The sequence below is a fragment of the Kluyvera cryocrescens NBRC 102467 genome (assembly GCF_001571285.1).
GTDB lineage: Bacteria > Pseudomonadota > Gammaproteobacteria > Enterobacterales > Enterobacteriaceae > Kluyvera > Kluyvera cryocrescens.
Window position 1 is genome coordinate 127,454 of the sequence record NZ_BCTM01000009.1, and the last position, 24,658, is coordinate 152,111.

Consider the following 24,658-nt stretch of genomic DNA (forward strand, 5'->3'; position numbering starts at 1 on the left):
CCTGGTTAAATTAAGGCTTCAATGCCGGTTTTTACGCCCTGAACCTGCGGGCCAATAATGACCTGAACACTATGCGCATCAAGGACGACCACGGAAAGTGCACCGGCCTGTTTTAGCGTTTGCTGATCGACTTTCGTCATATCCTTCACCACCAGGCGTAAGCGGGTGATGCAGTTATCCAGTGATGTAATATTTTCCTTGCCGCCGAGAGCGTTCAAAATAAGACCGTGATCGTATTTTGACTTGCCGCGCGCTTTGGTATTTGCGGCTACTGCTTGTGATGCACCATCAGAAGAATCTTCACGACCTGGGGTTTTAATATCGTGTTTTAATATATACCAGCGGAATACCAGGAAGTAGACCGCAAACCACACCACGCCGACGGGGAATAATAAATACCATTTAGTTGAGGTTCCTTGCATTACCCCGAAAATTAACAGGTCGAGAATCCCACCGTCGGTATTACCAATGGTCACTCCCAATAGTGCCATCACCATTAAGGCTAAGCCTGACATGATAATATGGAATACATACAGTGCAGGGGCAATGAAAAGGAATAAGAATTCAATAGGCTCGGAAATGCCGGTAATAACGGAAACTAACACTCCGGAAAGTAATAATCCTTTAATAATCGGTCTGTTCTCGGGTTTCGCCGTCCGATAAATAGCAAACGCCACCGCTGGCAAACCAAAAATGAAGGTTGGCATAAACCCTTGTGACAAGAAGGCAGTCACGTGTGGGCTGAAAGGCAGGCCCGCTTTCAGTTCGGCGTAGAAAATATTCAAAGCACCGGCAATTTCATGGCCGTTAACGATTTCAGTGCCGCCCGCCGGGGTGAAACGCACCATGGCGAGCAGAATATGGTGGAGACCGAAAGGCTTGAGCAGCAGTACGCCAACGCCGTAAAGGAAGGGGCCAAAGACGCTGGTGCTCTGGATGATATGACCAATACCGGCGATACCCATGGCCACATAGGTCCACAGAAGCGGGATAGCCAGGCCGACGATCGACAGCGTCAGAGAGGTAATAATAGGAACAAAGCGGATACCGCTGAAGAAGGCAAAGGCATCATGCAGCACGGTGTCCTGAAAGCGTTCGTGCAGGAAATAGGTGATAACACCGGCAATGATGCCGCCTAGCACCCCCATCTCCAGAGTCTGGATACCGAGTACGACGGATTGGCCGACCTGCTTCATGGTGGCTGCATCCGCAAGCTGGTGTGTCACCGTCAGATAATAATTGATGCTCATATTCATCAGCATATAGCCGACAAACCCTGAATAAGCTCCAACAGCTTTGTTTCTTTTCGCCATCCCAAAGGGAATGGCAATCGCAAACATAACCGGTAAATAGGTAAATGCAAAGCCCCCGACGGTGGCAATAAAACCAAAGGTTAACTGCGTTAACTCACCGCCTAAAAAAGGAAAGCTTTTAATGGTGGAAGGACTGGTAATTGAACTGCCAATACCTAATAACAAACCCATAAACGCTAATAGCGATACGGGGAACATAAATGTTTTACCCAGACTTTGAAAAAACTCCCATACTCGCGACTTTATAGAATTTTCCTGTGTCATGTAGAGTACTCCATTATTTCTATCAGTATAATATGAAGGTCATGAGAAAATACTCATGACCTTTACAAAATGAGAGGTGGGTTGTTATTAATATTTTTATTATCTAATTAAACACTGCATATTAGGCATGCTGTGTTGGGAGCAGCCTATTCGCTGAGCCGCATACATTTATTTTGCTACGCACCACCTCTTTCATCGCATTCATACCGACGCGCATGTAATAGCGCGGGTCATTACCTTCTGGGTTCTCCGCAAACCACTCTTTTACCGCGGCGGCAAAGGCGATTTTCAGCTCAGTCGCAACGTTGACCTTACACACGCCGAGTTCGATGGTACGACGAACGTATTCATCGGGAACATCGCTTGCGCCATGCAGCACCAGCGGGATGTCCACCACTTCACGAATTTCTGCCAGACGCTGGAAATCGATTTTAGGTTTTTTGGTATACAGGCCGTGGGCGGTGCCGATGGCTACGGCAAGGCTGTCTACGCCAGTACGTTCGACAAAACGTTTAGCTTCCATTGGGTCGGTCAGGAATGCGCTTTCCGCATCGACGCTCATGTCGTCTTCTACGCCACCTAAGCGCCCCAGTTCAGCTTCGACGCTGCAATCATGGGCGTGACAAAAATCGACGACCGATTTCACCAGCTTCACATTCTCTTCAAACGGTGAGTGGCTGCCATCAATCATCGCGCTACGTACGCCGGCATTCACTTTGTGGCGGATATCATCCAGCGATTCATGGTGATCGAGGTGCAGCGCCAGCGGCATATCGTAGCTGGTGGAGTAAGCGCGACACAGCGCATAGATCTCTTCCAGCGCGATATGCTTAAACGTCCCCGGCGTCCCGGCGAGGATCACCGGAGACTGCATTTCACTACACACTTCGAGGATCGCCTGGATCGTTTCGGCGTTGTGGATATTAAAAGCCGGCACCGCGTAGCCTTTTGCCTGCGCGTCCTGCAGAAGATATTTGGTGGAGATAATGCTCATGATTCGTTCCTCTTAATCCTGCCACGGGTGAATAACAACGCCCTGTACGACGCGGTTAACCGTGCCGTTGGCGGATGGCGTATCGGGGGTATTACCGACCTTGATTGACTGCGTCAGCGCAAAGACCTGGGCGTAGGTCAGGAAGCAGAAAGCCAGCTCCATATCGTTAAAATGGCGGGCTGGTGGCAGCAGGATATGCGGGCCTGATTCGATGATGGCATCGGTGTCTGCCGCAATAGCGACGACACGTTTTGCCTGCTGGTCACGGCGCAGTTCAGCCAGCAGATCGAGATCGTACTGTCGGGTATAAGGGTGGCTGGAGATAAACACTACGATCAGCGTTTCATTATCGACCAATGATTTAGGACCATGGCGGAAACCGGTCGGCGAGTCGTAAAACGCGGCGAGCTTACCGGCCGTCAGCTCCAGAACCTTCAGCGCGGATTCACGCGCAACGCCCTGTAGGCCGCCGCTGCCGAGATAAACGATTCTTTTCCAGTTTTCTTCGCCAAATACGCCGTGGCTGAAGTCGCCCAGCGAGCTGAGAATGGCCTGGCAGCGGTCTGCGACGTCGCGGAAGGTAAGGCTGTTGATGGTGGTTGGCGCGAATACCGCCAGGCAGCTCGCCATCATGGTAGTGATACTGCTGGTCATGGCAAAGCCGCGATCGTGCGTTTCTGCTGGCATCAGCAGTGCAAAGGCGTTGTCGCAGTTGACCGCATTTTTATACAGGCTGCCTGCTTCATTGCAGGTGATCGACAGGTGGTAGCACTCGGGAACAAACTGATTGGCTAGCTCAACGGCGGCGACGCTCTCCGGGCTGTTGCCAGAACGGGCAAACGAGATTAGCAGCAGCGGATGGGCCGGATTTAGATAGTCCATCGGGTTAGTGACCAGATCGGTCGTCGGTACCGCGCTGATGTTTTTCCCGGTATGGCTGGCGAGCCAAGGGGAGATAATATCGCCGATAAAGGCCGAAGTACCGGCGCCGGTCAGCACGATTCGCAGATCTTCTTTCGCCAGCAGCGGTGTAAGAAAACCATCAATGTCAGCGCGAATCTTTTCAATGTTGGAGAGTGAACGGATCCAGCAGCTCGGCTGCTGGCGGATCTCTTCTTCTGTCCATGTACCGGTTGCAGAGAGAGCTGGGGTATAGGTTTCAGGCATAACTCAGTCCTTAGTCTTGTGAATTCCACATCAGACGCAGGCAAATTGTCGTTGTCTTTCGTTTCGTTTCACTTTTTCGTATATCAGTTAATTAAAATCTATAGAAAAGAAAACGAAAGTTCAATGACGAAAAATGAAATAAAACGAAATCTGTGATCGGTGAAGCGTAAGGTGTAGGTATCTAATTGATTTTTAATGAGTAGTTAAAATAAGAAAATATTAAGTTCTTTTGTGAAAAGAAAGGAAAAGAAAGGCCTTGCGATCGACGACCGAAGGCCAAAGGGGCACACCATAAAGGGGATTAAAGGGAGAGCCGCTGGCCCTGAACCCAGATATCTTGAATGTGTAGGCCGCCATCAAGGGCGATAATGCTGGCGCGTTTACCCACCTTCAGCGACCCGAGCTGTCCGTCGATACCTAACAAACGAGCCGGATGCAGCGATGCCATATGAATCGCCTCTGCAGGCGAAACGCCGGTAAGTTCCACCATATTACGCACGGCAGCATCCACGGATAGCGTGCTGCCGGCCAGTCCGCCGGATGCGGTGCGTACAATCCCGCCGCGCATTTCAACCTGCTCGCCGCACAAGGTGTATTGCCCGTCCGGCATGCCGGCGGCCTGCATGGCATCAGTTATCAGCACGACGCGTTCTTTGGCACAGCTGCAGCACAGTTTCATCGCCGCCGGATGCACGTGATGCCCGTCGGCAATGAGCTCCAGCCATGCGCGCGGGTCGGTTAATCCTGCACCGACCATTCCCGGCTCGCGGTGATGTAAACCGGTCATGCCGTTAAAGCAGTGCACCAAACCGTCCGCTCCGGCATCAAATGCGGCGCGGGTTTGTTCCCAGGTGGCCGCACTGTGACCTAGCATCACCCGCACGTTTTGCTGCTTGAGGTGACGAATGGCTTCTACTGCCCCAGGCTTTTCTGGCGCGAGGGCGACCACGCGTAGAGTGCCTTGAGAGACCGCTATCAGCTCATCAAGTTCGCTGATATCCAGCTCGCGAAACAGCGCCGGAGGATGCGCGCCTTTATTCTGCGGCGTGAAGTAGGGGCCTTCCAGATAGCTACCCAGCACTTGTGCGCCAGGGCCACCGGCGTGGTATCGCTTCGCAATACGTTCCAGCGCCCGGTGAATCATGTTTAAGGGGGCAGTGACGGTGGTTGGCAGCCAGCCGCCAACCCCTTCACGCGCTTTGTGTATCGCCAGCGTATCGAGCGTATCCGGTGCTTCGTCCATCACATCGACCCCCGCGCCGCCATGGACGTGGGTATCGATATAGGCAGGGCACAGCAGCTCGGCATCGCGCTGCGTGACGCCAGCGGGGATCGGTTCAATCGCCGTAATTACGCCATCGACAATGTGCAATTGATGATCGTCTCGCCAGCCCTGTTCAGTCAGCAAACGCCTGGCGCGTAGGGTTTGCGTCATATGCCTTCCTCGACCGGTGCCTCGTCGCGACAGCGCCCGAGCTCGTCAACCAGGCTAGTGAGGCCGCGATGTCCGCACTCCAGCGCCTGCAAACGGAATGCTTCACTGCTGAGCCCATCGCGTTCCATTACCATCTCCAGTAACAGCTGAAGGTTGGTGCCGGTGATGACTTCGCGCCCCGGCTGTTGCATCGCCAGCGTCGAGGACACGCGGAACGGTGTACCGCCGAGCAGGTCGGTCAGGAAGATGATACCTTCCGCACCGTCCAGCTGAGCTACCGCTTCTTCAAGCTGCGCGGTGAGGCGTGCGGTACTTGAGGTTTCAGGAAAATCGATCGCCGCAAACTGTGACTGCTCGCCGAGGATCTGCTTCATCGCTTTTTCCATACCGCTGGCAAACCCGCCGTGTCCCGTCAAAATAATACCTAACATTTCAGACCTCATTTGCTTTACAGGAAGTGGCAGAACTTACCGACGACACCCAGTACCACGGTGATACCGATGAGGCGTAGCGGGCTCCAGCCACGACGAACCAGCCAGTACATCGTCAAGGTATAGACCAGTGGTAAAAATGCGGGCATCAGTTTGTCGATAACGTCAGCCTGTAGTTTGACTACCGCATCACCCGCTTTGATTTCAAGCGTGGTATTCAGACGAACATAGGTGGCTACGAGCGCGCCGATGACGGTCATCCCGACAATAGAGGCCGCGTGGCCCACTTTTTTGGTGTTCGCTTTGATAAGCGGAATGGCGGCAACCCCCATCCGGTAAGCATAGTGTGCAAGACCAAAGCGCAGGCCAAGGTGGACGACGTTAAACATCACCAGAAAGATAATCGCACCGAGAATCGATCCCTGGAGGGCCAGGCTGGCCCCAATCCCACCGCAAATCGGTAGCAGAGTGAGCCAGAACATCGCATCGCCAATCCCACCCAGCGGCGCACCGACGGCAATTTTGGTGCTTTGAATACTGTTAACGTCCTGCTTTGAGCGCTCCATGGCCAGAATAATGCCGATAACAAACGTCACCAAAAACGGATGGGTATTGAAGAAACCCATATGGCCTTTCATCGCACGGGCCAGGTCACGTTTGTTCGTATGGATCTTCTTCAACGCCGGCAGCAGCCCGTAGAGCCAGCCGGAAGCCTGCATACGTTCATAGTTAAATGAAGCCTGTAAGAGCATAGAGCGCCAGGCGACACGGTTAATATCTTTTCGCGTCAGATCTGCGCCAATATTCTGGTCTTCATAAATATTTTCATTCACGCCGGACAGCAATGTTTGTTCGCTTTCCGACACGTTCGGCAGCGCCTGTGGATTAGATTCCATCTTCGAATTCCTCTTTTTTCGCCGCTGGTGCAGCTGCTTCAGGAGATTTGCGCATGAGGTCAATCATCGCCATGGCCAGCGCGGCGGCGGCAATAGCCAGCACCGGTAGCTTGAGCCAGGCTGCGGCAACAAACCCGATAATGAAGTAGGGGATGTAGACGTTTTTCATCATGATTTTCAGCAGCACGGCGAATCCGATGGCCGGCATGATGCCGCCTGCGACGCCAAGGCCGTCAATCAGACGCTCTGGCAACACATCAATGGCGGATTTTGCGTGCTCCGCGCCGAAATAAATGGGCAGGAAGGCACAAAGGAAATAAAAGATACCTAATGCCAGCAGCGCGAGGTAGTTAACGCGCTCTATACCATCGGTATCGGCATTGGCCGCCATGCGGTCACAGCGGGACATGACGCCGGACATCACGGAGAACAAGAAGGTAATCCCCATCTGTACCGCGACGGCAAACGGCACGGCCACGCCGACGGCGACTTCTGGCTTCACGCCGGTGGTGATAGCAAAGGTAGTGCCGACAATCGTCCCGATAATAACGTTAGGTGGCTGTGCACCGGCCAGCGGCGCCAGGCCCATCCAAACCAGCTCCAGCGTACCGCCGGTCAGGATACCGGTATGCAGGTCGCCCAGGATCAGGCCGACCAGCGGGCCCAGTACCACCGGGCGGTGCATATGCGTTAAGCCGTTGAACATATCCAGCCCCGCGATAAAGGCGAGGAGGCCTAACGCGGCAGCTTGCAATAGACTAATTTCCATTGTGAATCCCTCAGAGGAGTTTAAAGAGGTCTACGGCAGCTTCCGTTGGTACGCCCTGTACAAAGCATTCCACACCGGCCTCTTTCAGGCCGTTAAACGCGGCAATATCCTGGGCATCGACAGAAACCGTTTTGGCAATTTGCTGCTTGCCATTGGCGTAGTGCATGTTGCCTACGTTGATACGAGTGACGGGAACGCCGCCTTCAACCAGTTTGAGAAAATCCGCCGGTGATTTGCAGACCAGCAGGATTTTCTGCCGATCGGCAGCGCGATGAATATTGTCGATCACTTTTTGCAGCGACCAGAAACGGACGGCGATCCCTTCGGCCAGCACCATCTCCATTAAATTCTGCTGTACGGTATCCTCAGCAACTTCATCGTTAGCGACCAGCACCAGATTGGCTCCCGCAAATCCAACCCACTGCACGCCGACCTGTCCGTGAATTAATCTTTCATCGATACGGCTAAGAACGATATTTGGCATCGTGTTGTTCCTCTTTGTTGTTATCCGTTTTGGGATGTCGTGGCCAGGCAAGCCGTGTGGTACTGCTGCAAAACGTCCTGAATATGGCTAATGATGAGTTCGCGCGGCGTTGCGCCAAGAACGCCTTCGCGTACTTTGACGTACTGCAAAGGTAAGTACTGGCTGATAAGCGGCAAAGGGATCGTATCGTCCGCCAGGTTGCGCACCAGGCGTTCGAATGCCTCATCAATCTGGCTATCAGGCCAGTAGTAGCGAACGCGGTCGGAGTAGCTATAGCCGCGCGCGAGTCGACGCGCGTTGCCATCACCATGATAGTGGCTCTGCCAATATTCCGGTCTGTCGAGCATGACGTTTTCCAGTACCTGGCGAAGGCCAGAGCTGGCTTTGGCGGGCAGCAATTCTTCTTCGATGGCGGCCAATGAGAAGAGCGCTTCCCGCAGGGCAAAAGTCAGCGCCGGGCCGACTTTTAGGATCGCAAAGTGATCTTTCACTAACTGGCGCAGCGACTGCGGCGTCTGGTAGTCCGTGGAGTGGGCTTCAAAGACCAGTGTGTCATACGCCTCAACCATTTTGCTCAGCTCAACGGCTTTCTGCGGCTGATAATCGATAATATGGCTGTTATCAAACTCAACGCCAGGCTGCACAACCAATGCAATAATACGGGGCCAAATCGCATTCAAGCCTTGCTTTTCAAATGCATGGTGATGGGCTTCGAGCGTCGCACGAGCCGCATCCGGTGTGGTAACGGCCAGCTCGGTTAACGTTTCGTGGGCGCCGCCTGGAACAGGTACTTCGGTGCCAATGACATAGACCAGATCGGCGACGCCAAAGTGGTCAATGCAGGTCTCTTCGGCGATCTTCGCCAGGCGCGCGGCGCGTTCAGCGACGATCTCGTCGGTCAGCGGCACCGGATCGCCCTCGCAGGACATGCTGCAATCAAGGTGGATCTTTTTAAAGCCAGCAGCAACATAGCTTTTAATCAGATCATCGGCGTTGAGCATGGCCTGTTCGGCGGCTAAATTTTGCCAGCGGTTAGGACCCAGATGATCGCCGCCTAAAATCAGCTGATCCTGGGGGAAGTGCAGCGAGTCCGCGAGCTGGCAGACGAAGTCCCGAAAATCAGCCGGAGTCATTCCGGTATAGCCACCGAATTGATCAACCTGATTGGAGGTTGCCTCGATCAGCAGAGGGGTATGATGCGCGTGGGCAAAGCGAAGCGCTGATTCAAGCACCAACGGATGTGCGGAGCAAACGGCGTAAATCCCATTTGCTTTACCTTGTTTATGCAGCGCTACCGTGTCAGTCAGATGTTTCACTTTCCTCTCCAGAACAGATTGCCGTGATAGTTATCTTTCGTTTTGTTTCGTTTAATACTGCATTATGGTGTTGTAAAAATAAAACGAAAGATAATAGTTTTCCGATCTATTTCACAAAAGAAACATAATGAAAGATTTGGGATACTGATGATAGGCGGAGAATGGGGTGATGGCACTTGCATTCTGGTAAAGGAAAGGCGTTAATATGGAAATCGAAATGAAACGAAAGATTGGTTTAAGGGATGCACTATGAGCAGCACTGCAATGTCGACTGAAAAACGTATTACGGGCACCAGTGAAAGGCGTGAGCTCATTATTCAGCGTTTGCGCCAGCAAGGAAGCGTGCAGGTTAACGATCTTTCCACTGATTTTGGCGTCTCAACGGTCACCATTCGCAATGATTTAGCCTTCCTGGAGAAACAGGGGATCGCGGTTCGTGCTTACGGTGGCGCACTGATTTGCGATAGCAACGTGCCGGGTAATGAGCCTTCTGTTGAAGATAAAAGCTCACTCAATACCGCGATTAAGCGGCGCATCGCCGCCGAGGCGGCGCAGCTGATTAAAGCCGGAAATCGCATCATCCTTGACTCCGGGACGACCACGTTTGAAATTGCCCGTATGCTGCGTCAGCATACGGACGTGATTGTCATGACCAATGGCATGAACGTGGCCAATGCGCTGCTGGAAGCCGAGGGGGTTGAGCTGCTGATGACCGGCGGTCATCTTCGCCGTCAGTCGCAATCTTTTTATGGCGATCAGGCCGAGCAATCGTTGCAAAATTACCATTTTGACATGTTGTTCTTAGGCGTCGATGCCATCGATCTTGAGCGTGGGATCAGCACCCATAATGAAGATGAGGCCCGCTTGAATCGACGGATGTCTGAAGTGGCGGAAAAAATCGTCGTGGTCACCGATTCCAGCAAATTTAACCGCTCCAGCCTGCATAAAATTATCGATATGCAGCGCGTCGACATGATTATTGTGGATGAAGGGATCCCGGCGGAAAGCCTCGAAGGGCTGCGTAAAAGCGGTATCGACGTGATTCTGGTCTCGCTGACGGATTAAAAAAAAGAGGAGCATGATGCTCCTCTTTTTTTATTGGCAGACGGCTATCAGGTCACCGGCGCGGGGTTAAACACCGCCAACTGGTTGTGAAGGCCCCACTGATCCGAGAAGGTTTTCTTACGTCCACTGGCGACGTCGAGAATGAAGTGGAACAGCTTCAGGCCGACGTCTTCAATCGTCTCTTCACCCGTAGCAATCGTGCCTGCGTTGATATCCATTAAGTCATACCAGCGGTTGGCAAGCTCGGTGCGGGTGGCCATCTTGATAACCGGTACCGCCATCAGGCCGTAAGGCGTCCCGCGGCCGGTGGTAAAGACCTGTACGGTGATCCCGGACGCCACCTGCTGAGTACCGCACACAAAATCGCTGGCAGGCGTTGCGGCGTAAATCAGGCCGCGTTTGGTCGGACGCTGGCCCGGCGATAACACTTCGACGATGGCGCTCTTACCGGATTTAGCAATGGAGCCCAGCGCTTTTTCGACGACGTTCGCCAGCCCGCCTTTTTTGTTGCCCGGAGAAGGGTTGGCGCTGCGGTCCGTTTGTCCCATATCGAGATAGTTATCGTACCAGGCCATCTCCTCCAGCAGGCGTTTACCGACCTCTTCATTGATGGCACGCGGCGTTAACAGATGAATGGCATCGCGGACTTCAGTCACCTCAGAGAACATCACGGTCGCGCCGCAGCGGACCAGCAGGTCGGAGGCGTAGCCCACCGCCGGGTTGGCGGTGACGCCGGAGAACGCATCGCTACCGCCGCATTGCATGCCCACGACCAGCTCGGAAGCCGGACAGGTTTCACGCTGGCGCTTGTTGAGTTTTTCCAGGTGGCGTTCGGCAACAAGCAGAATATCGTCGACCATGGATTTGAAGCCGACGTGCTGTTCATCCTGCAAGCGCACGATGCTGGCGCTATCCACCGGAATGCTCTGCACATCTTCGGTCCCTTCCAGCAGGCGTTCTGGCTGCAGTTTTTCACAGCCAAGGCCGACCACCATCACTTCGCCACCAAAGTTCGGGTTCAGCGCGATATTGTGGATGGTGCGGATAGGCACAATTGCAGCCGGTGCGTTGATCGCGACGCCGCAGCCATAGAGGTGGTTCAGACCCACCACTCCGTCAACGTTGGGGTATTTAGGCAGTAAATCACGCTCGATGATTTTGACGACGTAATCCACCACCCCCGCGACGCAGTGCACGCTGGTGGAGATACCCAGCAGGTTTTTGGTCCCCACGCTGCCGTCGGCATTGCGGTAGCCTTCAAAGGTATACCCTTCAAGCGTTGGCAGCGGCTCTGGCACTTTGGTTGCCAGCGGTAATGTGTTGAGCGGCGGTGCTTTCGGTAAAGCGACCGTGGATTCGTCGATCCAGCTGCCTTTCGCGATGTCACGAATCGCATAGCCGATGACTTCGCCATAGCGAATAATTTCACCGTTCTGTGGAATATCAACCAATGCCACTTTATGGCCCTGTGGAATATGTTCAATTAATTCCAGACCATCAGGGAAACGGGTTCCGGCTTTTAATCCGTTATCGTTGACAATGATCGCAACATTATCTGTTGCATGTACCTTTATATAAAAGGCAGTCGGCGATTCTTGTCTGATCTCAATGTTTGCCATTGTCCAGCATTCTCCAGCAACGGGGTAAAAAGAATAATGTGTATAAGTGTTTTGCTTCTGGTTATAGGAAATAAAAACACCTGAATAATGGAATAAAGAATGTCAGGAGTTCGGATATAAGAATGTGACGCAGATCACTCATCTTCGTGATGCCCCGTGGGGCAAGGGTATCAATGGTTGAAATTGTGCATTAGCGCCCAGTGTTATGTGCATATGATCAATTTAATGAATTATAAAAACGGTTAAATTGGTTTTTTGCACAATGTGCGAGTGTGGGTTCCTGATTATACTGAATCTCGATTTCATGGTGTCTGATTTGTTTTTTGAGACTACCCGTTATCAATAAATAGTCAGCGAAACACACCTTAATAAAAAATAATATAATTAAGGTGTCCTGTACCCGAGGATAATAAAATGATACACGATACTGCTGATGTTGCTGAATCAAAAAAGGGTATGCCTACCCGATATTTAATTTTATTAATTATTTTTATTGTTACGGCCGTTAACTACGCAGACCGCGCAACGCTCTCCATTGCCGGTACATCCGTTGCTGAGGAGCTGGGTCTTAGCGCGGTATCAATGGGGTATATCTTCTCTGCATTTGGTTGGGCTTACTTGCTCATGCAGATCCCCGGTGGTTGGTTACTGGATAAATTTGGCTCGAAGAAAGTGTATACCTACAGCTTATTCTTCTGGTCGCTGTTTACTTTCCTGCAGGGCTTTGTGGGCTTTTTCCCGCTGGCGTGGGCAGGGGTTTCCATGTTTATCATGCGCTTTATGCTCGGTTTCTCTGAAGCGCCATCCTTCCCGGCTAACGCCCGTATTGTGGCCGCCTGGTTCCCAACCAAAGAGCGCGGTACCGCATCCGCAATCTTTAACTCCGCGCAGTATTTCTCCTTAGCACTGTTCTCGCCGCTGCTGGGCTGGCTGACTTTTGCCTGGGGCTGGGAACATGTCTTTACCGTCATGGGGGCAATTGGCTTCGTGCTGACGGCGATGTGGGTCAAGTTCGTCCACAACCCAACCGACCATCCACGGATGACCAAAGAAGAGTTGACGTTCATCGCGGATAACGGCGCCGTGGTCGATATGGACCATAAAAAGCCGGGTAGCGAAGCAGCGAAAGGCCCGAAGCTGGATTACATCAAGCAGTTGCTCAGCAGCCGTATGATGTTAGGGATCTTCTTTGGTCAGTATTTCCTGAACACCATCACCTGGTTCTTCCTGACCTGGTTCCCGATTTACCTGGTGCAGGATAAAGGTATGTCGATTCTGAAGGTTGGGATGGTGGCGTCAATTCCTGCGCTGTGCGGTTTTGGCGGCGGTGTACTGGGCGGCCTGTTCTCTGACTATCTGATTCGCCGCGGCTGCACGCTGACCTTCGCCCGAAAACTGCCTATCGTGCTGGGCATGCTGTTGGCATCAACGATTATTCTGTGCAACTACACCGATAACACGGCGCTGGTGGTGGCATTGATGGCGCTGGCGTTCTTCGGCAAAGGCTTTGGTGCACTGGGCTGGCCGGTTATCTCCGATGTGGCACCGAAAGAGATTGTGGGGCTGTGCGGCGGGTTGTTTAACGTCTTCGGCAACGTGGCCTCTATCGTTACGCCGCTGGTCATCGGCTATATCGTTAGCGAACTGCACTCCTTTAATGGCGCACTGATTTTTGTAGGCTGTTCCGCGCTGATGATGATGGTTTGCTACCTGTTTGTGGTAGGTGACATCAAACGTCTGGAACTGCGGAAGTAAGTCACGACTAACTTAAGGTAATAAAAATGGATAACGCGATTTTCCCTAACAAATTCAAAGCAGCACTGGCTGCAAATCAGGTTCAGATTGGCTGTTGGTCAGCGCTGTCCAGCCCAATCAGTACCGAAGTGTTAGGCTTGGCCGGTTTCGACTGGCTGGTTCTGGACGGTGAACACGCGCCGAACGATGTGACGACGTTAATCCCGCAGCTGATGGCATTAAAAGGCAGCGCCAGCGCGCCGGTGGTGCGTATCCCGACCAACGAGCCGGTGATTATCAAGCGCATGCTGGATATTGGCTTTTATAACTTCCTGATCCCCTTTGTTGAAACTCAGGAGCAGGCAGAGCAGGCGGTCGCCGCCACGCGTTATCCACCAGAAGGCATTCGCGGTGTCTCCGTTTCCCACCGCGGCAACATGTTTGGCACCGTGCCGGATTATTTCGCGCAGTCCAACAAGAACATCACCATCCTTGTACAGATTGAAAGCCAACTGGGTGTAGATAGCGTCGATGCTATCGCCGCGACCGAAGGCGTTGACGGTATTTTCGTGGGACCAAGCGATTTGGCTGCGGCCTTAGGCCACCTTGGCAACGCCTCGCACCCGGAAGTGCAGAAGGCAATTCAACACATCTTTGCCCGTGCCAAAGCGCACGGTAAACCTAGCGGTATTCTGGCTCCGGTTGAAGCTGATGCGCGCCGCTATCTGGAATGGGGAGCCACCTTTGTGGCCGTCGGCAGCGATTTGGGCGTGTTCCGCGCCGGGACGCAGAAACTGGCCGACGCTTTTAAAAAGTAACCACCACGCATACACGCAAAATTGAGGAAATGACGATGAAAGTTGGTTTTATTGGCCTGGGTATCATGGGTAAACCGATGAGTAAAAACCTGCTGAAAGCGGGTTACTCACTGGTGGTTTGTGACCGCAATCCGGAAAGCGTTGCCGAAGTGATGGCGGCCGGTGCGGAAGCGGCGAGCACGGCAAAAGCCATCGCCGAGCAGTGTGAGGTGATTATCACCATGCTGCCAAACTCCCCACACGTCAAAGAGGTCGCGCTGGGTGAGAACGGGATTATTGATGGTGCGAAACCGGGTACGGTTCTGATTGATATGAGTTCTATCGCTCCGCTGGCAAGCCGTGAAATCAGCGATGCGCTGAAGGCGAAGGGCGTTGATATGCTGGATGCCCCGGTGAGCGGCGGTGAGCCGAAGGCTATCGACGGCACGCTATCGGTGATGGTCGGCGGCGATAAGGCGATTTTCGACAAGTACTATGATCTGATGAAAGCCATGGCGGGTTCCGTGGTGCACACCGGTGAGATTGGCGCGGGCAACGTCACGAAGCTGGCAAACCAGGTGATCGTTGCGCTGAACATCGCGGCGATGTCCGAAGCGCTGACCCTGGCCACCAAAGCGGGCGTAAACCCGGATCTGGTCTATCAGGCAATCCGCGGTGGTCTGGCAGGAAGTACGGTACTGGATGCCAAAGCACCGATGGTCATGGATCGTAACTTCAAACCGGGTTTCCGTATCGATCTGCATATTAAAGATCTGGCCAACGCGCTGGATACTTCCCACGGCGTGGGCGCGCAGCTGCCGTTAACGGCAGCAGTGATGGAGATGATGCAGGCGCTACGTGCCGACGGTCTCGGAACCGCTGACCATAGCGCTATTGCGTGCTACTACGAAAAACTGGCGAAAGTGGAAGTTTCTCGCTAATGACGTCGTGCCCGGTGGCGCTTTGCTGACCGGGCCTACCTTGTAGGCCGGATAAGTCATACGCCATCCGCCGTCGTGCGCTAATAGGCTCAGATATGAAAATCGTAATCGCCCCAGACTCTTATAAAGAAAGCCTCTCTGCTACCGAAGTAGCTCAGGCAATAGAAAAAGGATTTCGGGAAATCTTTCCGGAAGCGCAGTTTGTATCAGTACCGGTCGCCGACGGTGGAGAAGGAACGGTTGAGGCGATGATTGCGGCAACGCAGGGGCGGGCGGTGACCTCAACCGTCACCGGTCCGCTTGGCGATACCGTCGAGGCACAGTGGGGAATTTCGGGCGATGGCCAAACGGCATTTATCGAGATGGCCGCCGCCAGCGGGTTGGCGCTGGTGCCTCCGGAGTTACGTAACCCACTTATTACCACCTCTTACGGTACCGGGGAGCTTATCCTGCAGGCGCTGGAAAGCGGGGTAAAGAACATCATTATCGGCATCGGCGGCAGCGCCACCAACGATGGCGGAGCCGGAATGGTTCAGGCGCTTGGTGCGAAGCTGTGCGACGCTAACGGGGCTGATATTGGCTTTGGCGGCGGTAGCCTGATGAGCCTGAACAATATTGATATTCGCCATCTTGATGCCCGCCTACAGACGTGCAGCATTCGGGTGGCCTGTGATGTCACTAACCCGCTGACCGGCACGTCGGGCGCTTCATTCATCTTTGGCCCGCAGAAAGGGGCCACCGAGGCGATGATCCGCGAGCTGGACCATAATCTGGCGCATTTTGCTGACGTCATTAAAAAATCGCTGCGTGTGGATGTGAAAGAGGTGCCGGGAGCCGGTGCGGCTGGCGGTATGGGGGCGGCGTTAATGGCCTTCCTCGGCGCGGAGCTGCGCAGCGGAATTGAGATTGTGACGCAAGCGCTCAACCTGGAAGAACACATTCATGACTGCACGCTGGTCGTCACCGGTGAGGGGCGCCTTGATAGCCAGAGTATTCACGGTAAAGTCCCGGTTGGCGTGGCTAGCGTCGCGAAAAAATACCATAAGCCGGTGATTGGTATTGCCGGAAGCCTGACGCGTGACGTTGGGATCGTGCATCAGTACGGCATTGATTCGGTGTTTAGCGTTCTCAACCGTATTGGTTCGCTGGAAGAGGCGTTTCGCGACGCAGCGGAGAATATTTACCTCACCTCGCGCAACGTTGCCGCCACGCTGCAAATGGGGATGCAGGCGCAAACTCAAGGGTGACATCGGCGCGCAAACCCACTATACTGCGCGCCGAAGCTGACCAGACAGTCGCCGCTTCGTCGTCGTCCTCTTCGGGGGAGACGGGCGGAGGGGAGGAAAGTCCGGGCTCCATAGGGCAAGGTGCCAGGTAACGCCTGGGGGGTGTAACAGCCCACGACCAGTGCAACAGAGAGCAAACCGCCGATGGCCCACGCAAGTGGGATCAGGTAAGGGTGAAAGGGTGCGGTAAGAGCGCACCGCGCGGCTGGTAACAGTCCGTGGCACGGTAAACTCCACCCGGAGCAAGGCCAAATAGGGGTTCATAAGGTACGGCCCGTACTGAACCCGGGTAGGCTGCTTGAGCCAGTGAGCGATTGCTGGCCTAGATGAATGACTGTCCAACGACAGAACCCGGCTTATCGGTCAGTTTCACCTCTTAAAAAACCCCGCTTCGGCGGGGTTTTTGCTTTTTACCGCGCCCAAAAAGGGTCAACTACGGCGCTCGGTAATTTCTTCATGTTGCTCGTTTTAGGGTGACAAAAAACGCTCATTTTGTCGAAATGCGACATGATGCACAAAACACTAATTTAAACGTTTCGATTGGTTTTTTGTGCTGCCAATGACGCCTTTACCCTTTTGTAATCGACTGAAATGGGCAGAAAATCAGGGAAAATCACGCCTCATAATGTTGTTGCTGTGTTTTGATAATGTTAACGGAGGTGATCTAAACATATTAACGTGAATGTATGTTTGATTGGGGGTTGTGTGATGATGCGCGAAGAATTGGCCTAGAAGTCGTACTTTTTCTCATTTAATTTTATTTTATCAAATATTATTTATTGATTTTCACTGCGTAAAAAACAGACTGAGAATGATTGAAAGATGATCTAAATATTTAATTTTAAATCACCAAAAAAATCATTATTTATCGCCATAAAATAAATTCATACACCTCATTTTTATTGATGAAAGTCAGTGTAATATCATATTTTATATTTGTAACTAATTGATAGATATGAATTTTGTTTGTCTATTGGATATGTGGTAGCTAGGGTTTAAAGTAAATTGTGAGTGGTAGCACACATCTCTATTACCTATATTTAATAGAATCCTCCTCGCCAAGTGGAAATAAGAGGAGAAAGAAAAAATGGATAATGTTCTTCTGCCTAAAACGCAACACCTTGTGGTGTTCCAGGAAGTCATTAGAAGTGGATCTTTCGGCTCTGCGGCAAAACAGCTCGGTTTAACCCAACCGGCGGTCAGTAAAATTATCAATGATATCGAATCTAACTTCGGTATTGAGCTGATGGTACGTAAAAATACCGGGGTGACCTTGACCAGCGCCGGCCAGGTGCTGCTGGGTTACTCGGAGTCCATCACTCGTAAAATGAAAAATATGGTCAACGAGATGAACAGCCTGAGCTGCAGCAGCGTGGTTGATGTCTCATTTGGCTATCCCTCGCTGATTGGCTTCACCTTCCTACCGGAGATGATTAAAACCTTTAAACAGGTGTTTCCGGCCGCGCAGGTCACCATGTTTGAAGCCCAACTGTCGTCATTTTTACCGGCGCTGCGCGATGGGCGATTAGATTTTGCCATTGGTACGCTAAGCGATGAGATGCAGTTACAGGATCTGCATGTGGAACCGCTTTTTGAGTCTGAGTTTGTCGTGGTTGCTTCCAAATCACGAACGTGTACGTCAACGGTCGCGCTGGAGTCGCTCTCCGGTGAGCAGTGGGTCTTCCCGCAAACCGATATGGGCTACTACAAAGAACTCCTCTCCACCCTCCACCTTCATCACATCAGCACCGAAAATATCGTCAAAACCGATTCCGTCGTTACCATCTACAACCTGGTCTTAAATGCCGGTTTCCTGACGGTAATACCGAAAGATATGATTGCGCCCTTTGGTTCTGACCAATTTATTATTTTACCAGTCGAAGACGTATTACCTGTGGCGCGCTATGCCGCAATTTGGTCAAAGAATTATCGTATAAAGAAACCGGCCTCAGTATTAGTGGAGTTGGCCAAGAAATATTCTTCGCCACCCGATAAGAATGAAATAAATTAAACTTCTGCTGAAGTACTAAAGCGAATAAATTAAAAAGAACTCCAGAGTTATTTATAGCTCTGCTACCCTGATATTGTCTAACGTCAGAAGCCTATTCTGATAAGAGGATACGATGCATATTACCTACGATCTTCCTGTTACCCTTGATGACATTCAAACAGCGAAAAAAAGACTCGCTGGCAAAATTTATAAAACCGGTATGCCACGTTCTAACTACCTGAGCGAACGCTGCAAAGGTGAAATCTTCCTTAAGTTCGAAAACATGCAGCGTACTGGGTCGTTTAAAATTCGCGGTGCTTTTAACAAACTCAGCGCATTGACCGAAGCGGAGCGCCGTAAAGGCGTGGTGGCATGCTCAGCGGGGAACCATGCTCAGGGGGTCTCTCTCTCCTGTGCGATGCTTGGCATTGACGGTAAAGTGGTGATGCCAAAAGGGGCGCCAAAATCAAAAGTGGCGGCGACTCAGGACTATTCAGCGGAAGTCATTCTGCACGGCGATAACTTCAATGACACCATTGCCAAAGTCAGTGAAATAGTTGAAATGGAAGGCCGGATTTTTATCCCACCGTATGATGATGCGCTGGTGATTGCCGGACAGGGCACCATCGGGCTGGAGATTCTGGAAGACCTGTACGATGTGGATAACGTCATTGTGCCTATCGGCGGCGGCGGTCTGATTGCCGGAATTGCAACGGCGATTAAATCCATTAACCCGACGATTAAAATCATTGGCGTGCAGTCGCAAAATGTCCACGGTATGGCCGCTTCTTATTATGCCGGTGAGATAACCAACCACCGCACCTGTACGACGCTGGCTGATGGGTGCGACGTTGCGCGTCCGGGTAGCTTGACCTTCGAAATCGTTCGTGAGCTGGTGGATGATATTGTGCTGGTCACCGAAGATGAAATTCGTGACAGCATGATTGCTCTAATCCAGCGAAATAAAGTGGTGACCGAAGGCGCTGGCGCTTTAGCGTCTGCCGCATTATTAAGTGGCAAGCTCGATCACTATATTCAAGGGCGCAAAACGGTGAGTATTATTTCTGGCGGCAATATCGACCTGTCGCGTGTTTCAGAAATTACCGGATTCGTTGGCGCTTAATTAATTCTTCCCTGGTTTATTTCAGGCAGCTTCTTGATGCCCGGCTGCCTGTTATCCAAAAATGACGAAAACATTAATTCAAGGACATATTATGAGTACGACAGAAAGTATTAATGTTAGCCAAACCAAAGAATCCTCCTGGCGTAAATCGGATACCACATGGACGTTGGGTTTATTCGGTACTGCAATCGGTGCAGGGGTATTATTCTTCCCCATTCGTGCTGGCTATGGCGGCCTGATTCCTATTTTGCTGATGCTGCTGCTCGCTTATCCGATTGCGTTTTATTGCCACCGCGCGCTGGCGCGCCTGTGCCTTTCCGGCTCCAATCCGTCCGGGAACATTACGGAAACGGTAGAAGAGCACTTTGGTAAAACCGGCGGGGTAGTGATCACCTTCCTGTACTTCTTCGCTATCTGTCCGCTGCTGTGGATTTATGGTGTCACCATCACTAACACCTTTATGACCTTCTGGGAAAACCAGCTTCAAATGCCGGCGCTCAACCGCGGCGTGGTGGCACTGTTGCTGCTGCTGTTGATGGCGTTTGTCATTTGGTTTGGTAAAGACCTGATGGTCAAGGTGATGAGCTACCTGGTGTTCCCATTCATCGCCAGTCTGGTGCTGATTTCCCTGTCGCTGATCCCTTACTGGAACTCCGCGGTTATCGATCAGGTGAGCCTGAGCGAGATCTCGCTGACCGGTCATGACGGCATCCTGGTGACGGTATGGCTGGGGATTTCCATCATGGTGTTCTCCTTTAACTTCTCACCGATTGTCTCTTCATTTGTGGTCTCTAAACGTGAAGAGTACGAAGGGGAGTTTGGCCGTGAATATACCGAACGCAAGTGTTCCAAAATTATCTCCCGTGCCAGCATGCTGATGGTGGCCGTAGTGATGTTCTTCGCCTTCAGTTGCCTGTTTACGCTCTCCCCGCAGAACATGGCGGAAGCGAAAGCGCAAAATATTCCGGTGCTTTCTTACCTGGCAAACCACTTCTCCTCCATGGCCGGCCAGAAATCAACCTTCGCAACGACCCTGGAATACGGCGCTTCGATTATCGCGCTGGTGGCAATCTTCAAATCCTTCTTCGGCCACTACCTTGGCACGCTGGAAGGGCTTAATGGCCTGGTACTGAAGTTCGGTTACAAAGGCGATAAAACCAAAGTCTCTGACCGCAAGCTCAGCACCATCAGCATGATCTTCATCATGGGCTCCACCTGGGTTGTGGCTTACGCCAACCCGAACATCCTGGACCTGATTGAAGCCATGGGCGCGCCGATTATCGCTTCCCTGCTGTGCCTGCTGCCAATGTACGCCATCCGTAAAGCGCCATCGTTGGCGAAATACCGCGGCAAGCTGGACAACGTGTTTGTTACGGCTATCGGTCTACTGACCATTCTGAACATCGTTTACAAGCTCTTTTAATTAACAAGCTCAGGATGAGCGGAGTCGTAATATGAATGAGTTCCCGGTTGTATTGGTGATTAATAGCGGTTCATCGTCTATTAAATTCTCAGTGCTGGATGTTGATACCTGTGACGTGCTACTGGCGGGGATCGCGGAAGGCATTAATACAGAGCGGGCGGGATTATCGGTCAACGGCGGTGAGTCTTCACCGCTGTCTCACCCGACCTATGAAGCCGCGCTAAAGGCGATTTCCTTCGAGCTGGAAACGCGCGATTTAATCGATAGTGTGGCCTTAATTGGCCACCGCATTGCCCACGGCGGCAATATTTTTACCCAGTCCGCGCTGATTACCGATGAGGTGATCGACGGTATTCGACAGGTTTCGCCGCTGGCACCGCTGCATAACTACGCCAACCTGAGCGGGATTGAGTCGGCGCGGCATCTGTTCCCCGGTGTACAGCAGGTGGCGGTGTTTGATACCAGCTTCCACCAAACTCTGCCGCCGGAAGCCTATCTCTATGGATTACCGTGGAAATACACCGAAGAGCTTGGCGTACGTCGCTATGGTTTCCATGGGACATCACACCGCTATGTTGCCCAGCAGGCCTATGACCTGCTGAAGCTACAGGAGGAGGATTCCGGGCTGGTGATTGCCCACCTCGGCAATGGCGCATCGATTTGTGCCGTGCATAACGGCAAAAGTGTGGATACCTCAATGGGCATGACGCCGCTGGAAGGGTTGATGATGGGCACCCGCAGCGGTGATGTCGACTTTGGTGCGATGGCGTGGATTGCCGACCAGACCAACCAGACGATGAGTGACCTGGAGCGCATCGTCAATAAAGAGTCCGGTTTGCTGGGAATTTCCGGGCTGTCGTCGGATCTGCGCACGCTGGAAAAGGCCTGGCATGAGGGGCATGAACGCGCACAGTTGGCGATCAAAACCTTCGTCCACCGCATTGCTCGCCATATCGCCGGACACGCAGCCTCACTTACCCGCCTTGACGCCATTATTTTCACCGGCGGTATCGGTGAAAACTCGCAGCTGATTCGTCGTCTGGTGATGGCGCATTTACGCGTGCTGGGGGTGATCGCCAATGACGATATGAATAGCCGACCAAACAGCGATGGGGAACGGATTATCTCTGACGAACGTTCCAGCGTGGTCTGTGCGGTGATTCCAACCAATGAAGAGAAAATGATTGCGCTGGACGCTATCCGTTTAGGAAACCTCAGTACGGTAGCGGAATACGCCTGAGTTAATCGCTTTTATTATTGAGAGAAGAGTTTTCATGAAGGTAAATATCGATCTTAACGATATGCATTTTGCCGATGCATGGCGCGGTTTTAACGGTAGCGAATGGAAGGAAGAGATTAACGTTCGCGAGTTTATCCAGCACAACTACACGCCGTATGAAGGAGATGAATCTTTCCTCGCGGCGGCAACGCCGGCGACGACCGCGCTGTGGGAAAAGGTGATGGCGGGCATTCGCATCGAAAACGCCACCCATGCCCCGGTTGATTTTGATACCAACATCGCGACGACGATTACCGCGCATGACGCCGGGTACATCGACCAGCGTCTGGAGAAGATCGTCGGCCTGCAAACCGACAAACCGCTCAAGCGTGCGCTGCATCCGTTTGGCGGCATCAACATGATCAAAAGCTCGTTTGAAGCCTATGGTCGTGAAATGGACGCCGATTTCGAGTACCAGTTTACCTCGCTGCGTAAAACCCATAACCAGGGCGTCTTTGATGCTTATTCCCCGGACATGCTGCGCTGTCGTAAATCGGGCGTGCTAACCGGTCTGCCGGACGGCTACGGGCGCGGGCGCATTATCGGCGATTATCGCCGCGTGGCCCTGTACGGTATCCGCTATCTGGTACGCGAGCGCGAACTGCAGTTCGCTGACCTACAAACCAAGCTGGAGTGGGGGCAGGATCTGGAAGCCACGCTGCGCCTGCGTGAAGAGCTGGCGGAGCACCGTCGCGCGCTGCTGCAAATGCAGGAGATGGCGGCGAAGTACGGCTGTGATATCTCTCGTCCAGCGCTCAATGCTCAGGAAGCGGTTCAGTGGCTCTATTTTGCCTACCTCGCCGCGGTGAAATCACAAAACGGCGGCGCGATGTCGCTCGGCCGTACTGCCACCTTCCTCGATATCTATATTGAACGTGACATGCAGGAAGGGCGTCTCACCGAGGAGCAGGCGCAGGAGCTTATTGACCATTTCATCATGAAGATCCGCATGGTGCGTTTCCTGCGGACACCGGAGTTTGACACCCTGTTCTCCGGCGACCCGATCTGGGCCACGGAAGTGATTGGTGGCATGGGGCTGGATGGACGCACGCTGGTGAGCAAAAACGCGTTCCGCTATCTGCATACGTTGCACACCATGGGCCCGGCGCCGGAGCCAAACCTGACCATCCTTTGGTCGGAAGCGCTACCGCCTGCCTTTAAGCAGTATGCCGCGCAGGTTTCTATCGTCACCTCATCGCTACAGTATGAGAATGACGATCTGATGCGCGCTGATTTTAATAGCGATGATTACGCGATTGCCTGCTGCGTCAGTCCGATGGTCATTGGTAAGCAGATGCAGTTCTTCGGGGCTCGCGCCAACCTGGCGAAAACGCTGCTGTATGCGATCAACGGCGGAGTGGATGAGAAGCTGAAGATCCAGGTGGGGCCGAAAACCGCGCCGTTGATGGATGATGTGCTGGACTATGACTCAGTGATGGAGAGCCTCGATCACTTTATGGACTGGCTGGCGGTGCAGTACATCAGCGCGCTGAACGTCATTCACTATATGCACGACAAGTACAGCTATGAAGCGTCGCTGATGGCGCTGCATGACCGCGATGTGTATCGCACCATGGCCTGCGGTATTGCTGGGCTGTCGGTGGCAGCGGATTCTCTGTCGGCCATCAAGCATGCCCGCGTGAAGCCGATTCGCGATGAAAATGGCCTGGCGGTCGATTTCGAAATTGAAGGTGAGTACCCGCAGTACGGCAACAATGACGAGCGCGTGGACAGCATCGCCTGCGATCTGGTTGAGCGCTTTATGAAGAAAATCAGAGTGCTGCCGACCTATCGTCATGCGGTACCGACCCAGTCGATTCTCACCATCACCTCCAACGTGGTGTATGGGCAGAAAACGGGGAACACGCCGGACGGCCGCCGCGCGGGCACACCGTTTGCGCCGGGGGCGAACCCGATGCATGGCCGCGACCGCAAAGGGGCGGTGGCCTCACTCACGTCGGTGGCGAAGTTGCCGTTTACCTACGCAAAAGATGGGATTTCGTACACCTTCTCAATTGTGCCGGCGGCGCTGGGCAAAGAGGACAAGGTACGTAAAACCAACCTGGTGGGGCTGTTGGATGGGTACTTCCACCATGAGGCCACGGTGGAAGGGGGGCAGCATCTCAACGTCAACGTCATGAATCGTGACATGCTGCTGGATGCGATTGCCCACCCGGAAAATTACCCGAATCTCACCATTCGCGTCTCAGGCTACGCGGTGCGCTTTAATGCGCTAACCCGCGAGCAGCAGCAGGACGTTATCTCACGCACCTTTACCCAGGCGATTTAATCGTAGGATTGGAGTGCGTATTGCGACACCGGGCTGCCATCC

Annotated in this window: 20 protein-coding genes and 1 other RNA gene; 11 read left to right on the forward strand and 10 right to left on the reverse strand. The window is 52.8% G+C overall.

Going from position 1 to position 24,658, the window contains the following annotated elements; genetic code table 11:
* Positions 1–5: 5 nt before the first annotated feature.
* The 9 genes from malX to kbaZ form a co-directional block, all read right to left on the reverse strand.
* Positions 6–1,577, reverse strand: coding sequence for a maltose/glucose-specific PTS transporter subunit IIBC (gene malX, locus KCR01S_RS07590; RefSeq protein WP_061281732.1), 1,572 nt, complete (start codon positions 1,575–1,577; stop codon positions 6–8).
* Positions 1,578–1,698: 121 nt separating this feature from the next.
* On the reverse strand, positions 1,699–2,571 hold the full coding sequence (kbaY, locus tag KCR01S_RS07595) for a tagatose-bisphosphate aldolase subunit KbaY (RefSeq protein WP_061281734.1): 873 nt from the start codon (positions 2,569–2,571) through the stop codon (positions 1,699–1,701).
* A gap of 12 nt (positions 2,572–2,583) precedes the next feature.
* Positions 2,584–3,738: an AgaS family sugar isomerase gene (locus KCR01S_RS07600; protein WP_061281736.1), complete on the reverse strand. Its 1,155-nt coding sequence runs from the start codon at positions 3,736–3,738 to the stop codon at positions 2,584–2,586.
* A 301-nt stretch (positions 3,739–4,039) separates the two neighbouring features.
* Complete coding sequence (nagA, locus tag KCR01S_RS07605) at positions 4,040–5,173, reverse strand: N-acetylglucosamine-6-phosphate deacetylase (RefSeq protein WP_061281738.1); 1,134 nt, start codon at positions 5,171–5,173, stop codon at positions 4,040–4,042.
* The gene (agaF, locus tag KCR01S_RS07610) at positions 5,170–5,604 is read right to left on the reverse strand and encodes a PTS galactosamine/N-acetylgalactosamine transporter subunit IIA (protein ID WP_061281740.1); all 435 of its coding nucleotides are present in this window, start codon (positions 5,602–5,604) and stop codon (positions 5,170–5,172) included. The genes nagA and agaF overlap by 4 nt, the downstream gene beginning before the upstream one ends.
* A 17-nt stretch (positions 5,605–5,621) precedes the next feature.
* A complete protein-coding gene (gene agaE / locus KCR01S_RS07615; RefSeq protein WP_061281741.1) occupies positions 5,622–6,500 on the reverse strand; it encodes a PTS N-acetylgalactosamine transporter subunit IID in 879 nt (292 codons plus the stop codon).
* A complete protein-coding gene (gene agaW / locus KCR01S_RS07620; RefSeq protein WP_061281743.1) occupies positions 6,490–7,269 on the reverse strand; it encodes a PTS N-acetylgalactosamine transporter subunit IIC in 780 nt (259 codons plus the stop codon). Before agaW ends, agaE begins: the two co-directional genes overlap by 11 nt.
* A 10-nt stretch (positions 7,270–7,279) precedes the next feature.
* On the reverse strand, positions 7,280–7,753 hold the full coding sequence (gene agaV, locus KCR01S_RS07625; protein WP_061281745.1) for a PTS N-acetylgalactosamine transporter subunit IIB: 474 nt from the start codon (positions 7,751–7,753) through the stop codon (positions 7,280–7,282).
* Between the two features lie 20 nt (positions 7,754–7,773).
* Positions 7,774–9,069, reverse strand: a complete 1,296-nt coding sequence (kbaZ, locus tag KCR01S_RS07630) for a tagatose-bisphosphate aldolase subunit KbaZ (protein ID WP_061281747.1) — start codon at positions 9,067–9,069, stop codon at positions 7,774–7,776.
* A gap of 249 nt (positions 9,070–9,318) precedes the next feature.
* On the opposite strand from kbaZ, the gene KCR01S_RS07635 reads away from it, so the two are divergent.
* Positions 9,319–10,134 carry a DeoR family transcriptional regulator gene (locus KCR01S_RS07635; RefSeq protein WP_061281750.1) on the forward strand — a complete coding sequence of 272 codons (816 nt, stop codon included), beginning with the start codon at positions 9,319–9,321 and terminating at the stop codon, positions 10,132–10,134.
* A gap of 47 nt (positions 10,135–10,181) precedes the next feature.
* Here the strand turns inward: KCR01S_RS07635 and garD are convergent, their stop codons facing one another.
* Positions 10,182–11,753, reverse strand: a complete 1,572-nt coding sequence (garD, locus tag KCR01S_RS07640; RefSeq protein ID WP_061281753.1) for a galactarate dehydratase — start codon at positions 11,751–11,753, stop codon at positions 10,182–10,184.
* A gap of 414 nt (positions 11,754–12,167) precedes the next feature.
* Between garD and KCR01S_RS07645 the strand changes: the two genes are divergently transcribed.
* The 10 genes from KCR01S_RS07645 (at position 12,168) to pflB (ending at position 24,616) form a co-directional block, all read left to right on the forward strand.
* Positions 12,168–13,508: an MFS transporter gene (locus KCR01S_RS07645; protein WP_061281757.1), complete on the forward strand. Its 1,341-nt coding sequence runs from the start codon at positions 12,168–12,170 to the stop codon at positions 13,506–13,508.
* A 26-nt stretch (positions 13,509–13,534) separates the two neighbouring features.
* Positions 13,535–14,305 (forward strand): 2-dehydro-3-deoxyglucarate aldolase, encoded by a 771-nt coding sequence (gene garL, locus KCR01S_RS07650; protein WP_061281759.1) that lies wholly within the window; start codon positions 13,535–13,537, stop codon positions 14,303–14,305.
* A 29-nt stretch (positions 14,306–14,334) separates the two neighbouring features.
* Entirely contained in the window at positions 14,335–15,225 is an 891-nt protein-coding gene (gene garR / locus KCR01S_RS07655; RefSeq protein WP_061281762.1) for a 2-hydroxy-3-oxopropionate reductase, read from the forward strand.
* A gap of 95 nt (positions 15,226–15,320) precedes the next feature.
* The gene (garK, locus tag KCR01S_RS07660) at positions 15,321–16,472 is read left to right on the forward strand and encodes a glycerate 2-kinase (RefSeq protein ID WP_061281764.1); all 1,152 of its coding nucleotides are present in this window, start codon (positions 15,321–15,323) and stop codon (positions 16,470–16,472) included.
* A gap of 32 nt (positions 16,473–16,504) precedes the next feature.
* Positions 16,505–16,886: RNase P RNA component class A (gene rnpB / locus KCR01S_RS07665), an RNA gene on the forward strand.
* A gap of 712 nt (positions 16,887–17,598) precedes the next feature.
* On the forward strand, positions 17,599–18,522 hold the full coding sequence (gene tdcA, locus KCR01S_RS07670; RefSeq protein WP_061281766.1) for a transcriptional regulator TdcA: 924 nt from the start codon (positions 17,599–17,601) through the stop codon (positions 18,520–18,522).
* Between the two features lie 112 nt (positions 18,523–18,634).
* Positions 18,635–19,624, forward strand: a complete 990-nt coding sequence (gene tdcB, locus KCR01S_RS07675) for a bifunctional threonine ammonia-lyase/L-serine ammonia-lyase TdcB (protein WP_061281769.1) — start codon at positions 18,635–18,637, stop codon at positions 19,622–19,624.
* A 91-nt stretch (positions 19,625–19,715) separates the two neighbouring features.
* On the forward strand, positions 19,716–21,047 hold the full coding sequence (tdcC, locus tag KCR01S_RS07680; RefSeq protein WP_061281771.1) for a threonine/serine transporter TdcC: 1,332 nt from the start codon (positions 19,716–19,718) through the stop codon (positions 21,045–21,047).
* A gap of 31 nt (positions 21,048–21,078) precedes the next feature.
* Positions 21,079–22,287 carry a propionate kinase gene (tdcD, locus tag KCR01S_RS07685; protein WP_061281773.1) on the forward strand — a complete coding sequence of 403 codons (1,209 nt, stop codon included), beginning with the start codon at positions 21,079–21,081 and terminating at the stop codon, positions 22,285–22,287.
* Positions 22,288–22,321: 34 nt separating this feature from the next.
* Entirely contained in the window at positions 22,322–24,616 is a 2,295-nt protein-coding gene (gene pflB / locus KCR01S_RS07690) for a formate C-acetyltransferase (protein ID WP_061281775.1), read from the forward strand.
* The last annotated feature ends 42 nt before the right edge of the window (positions 24,617–24,658 follow it).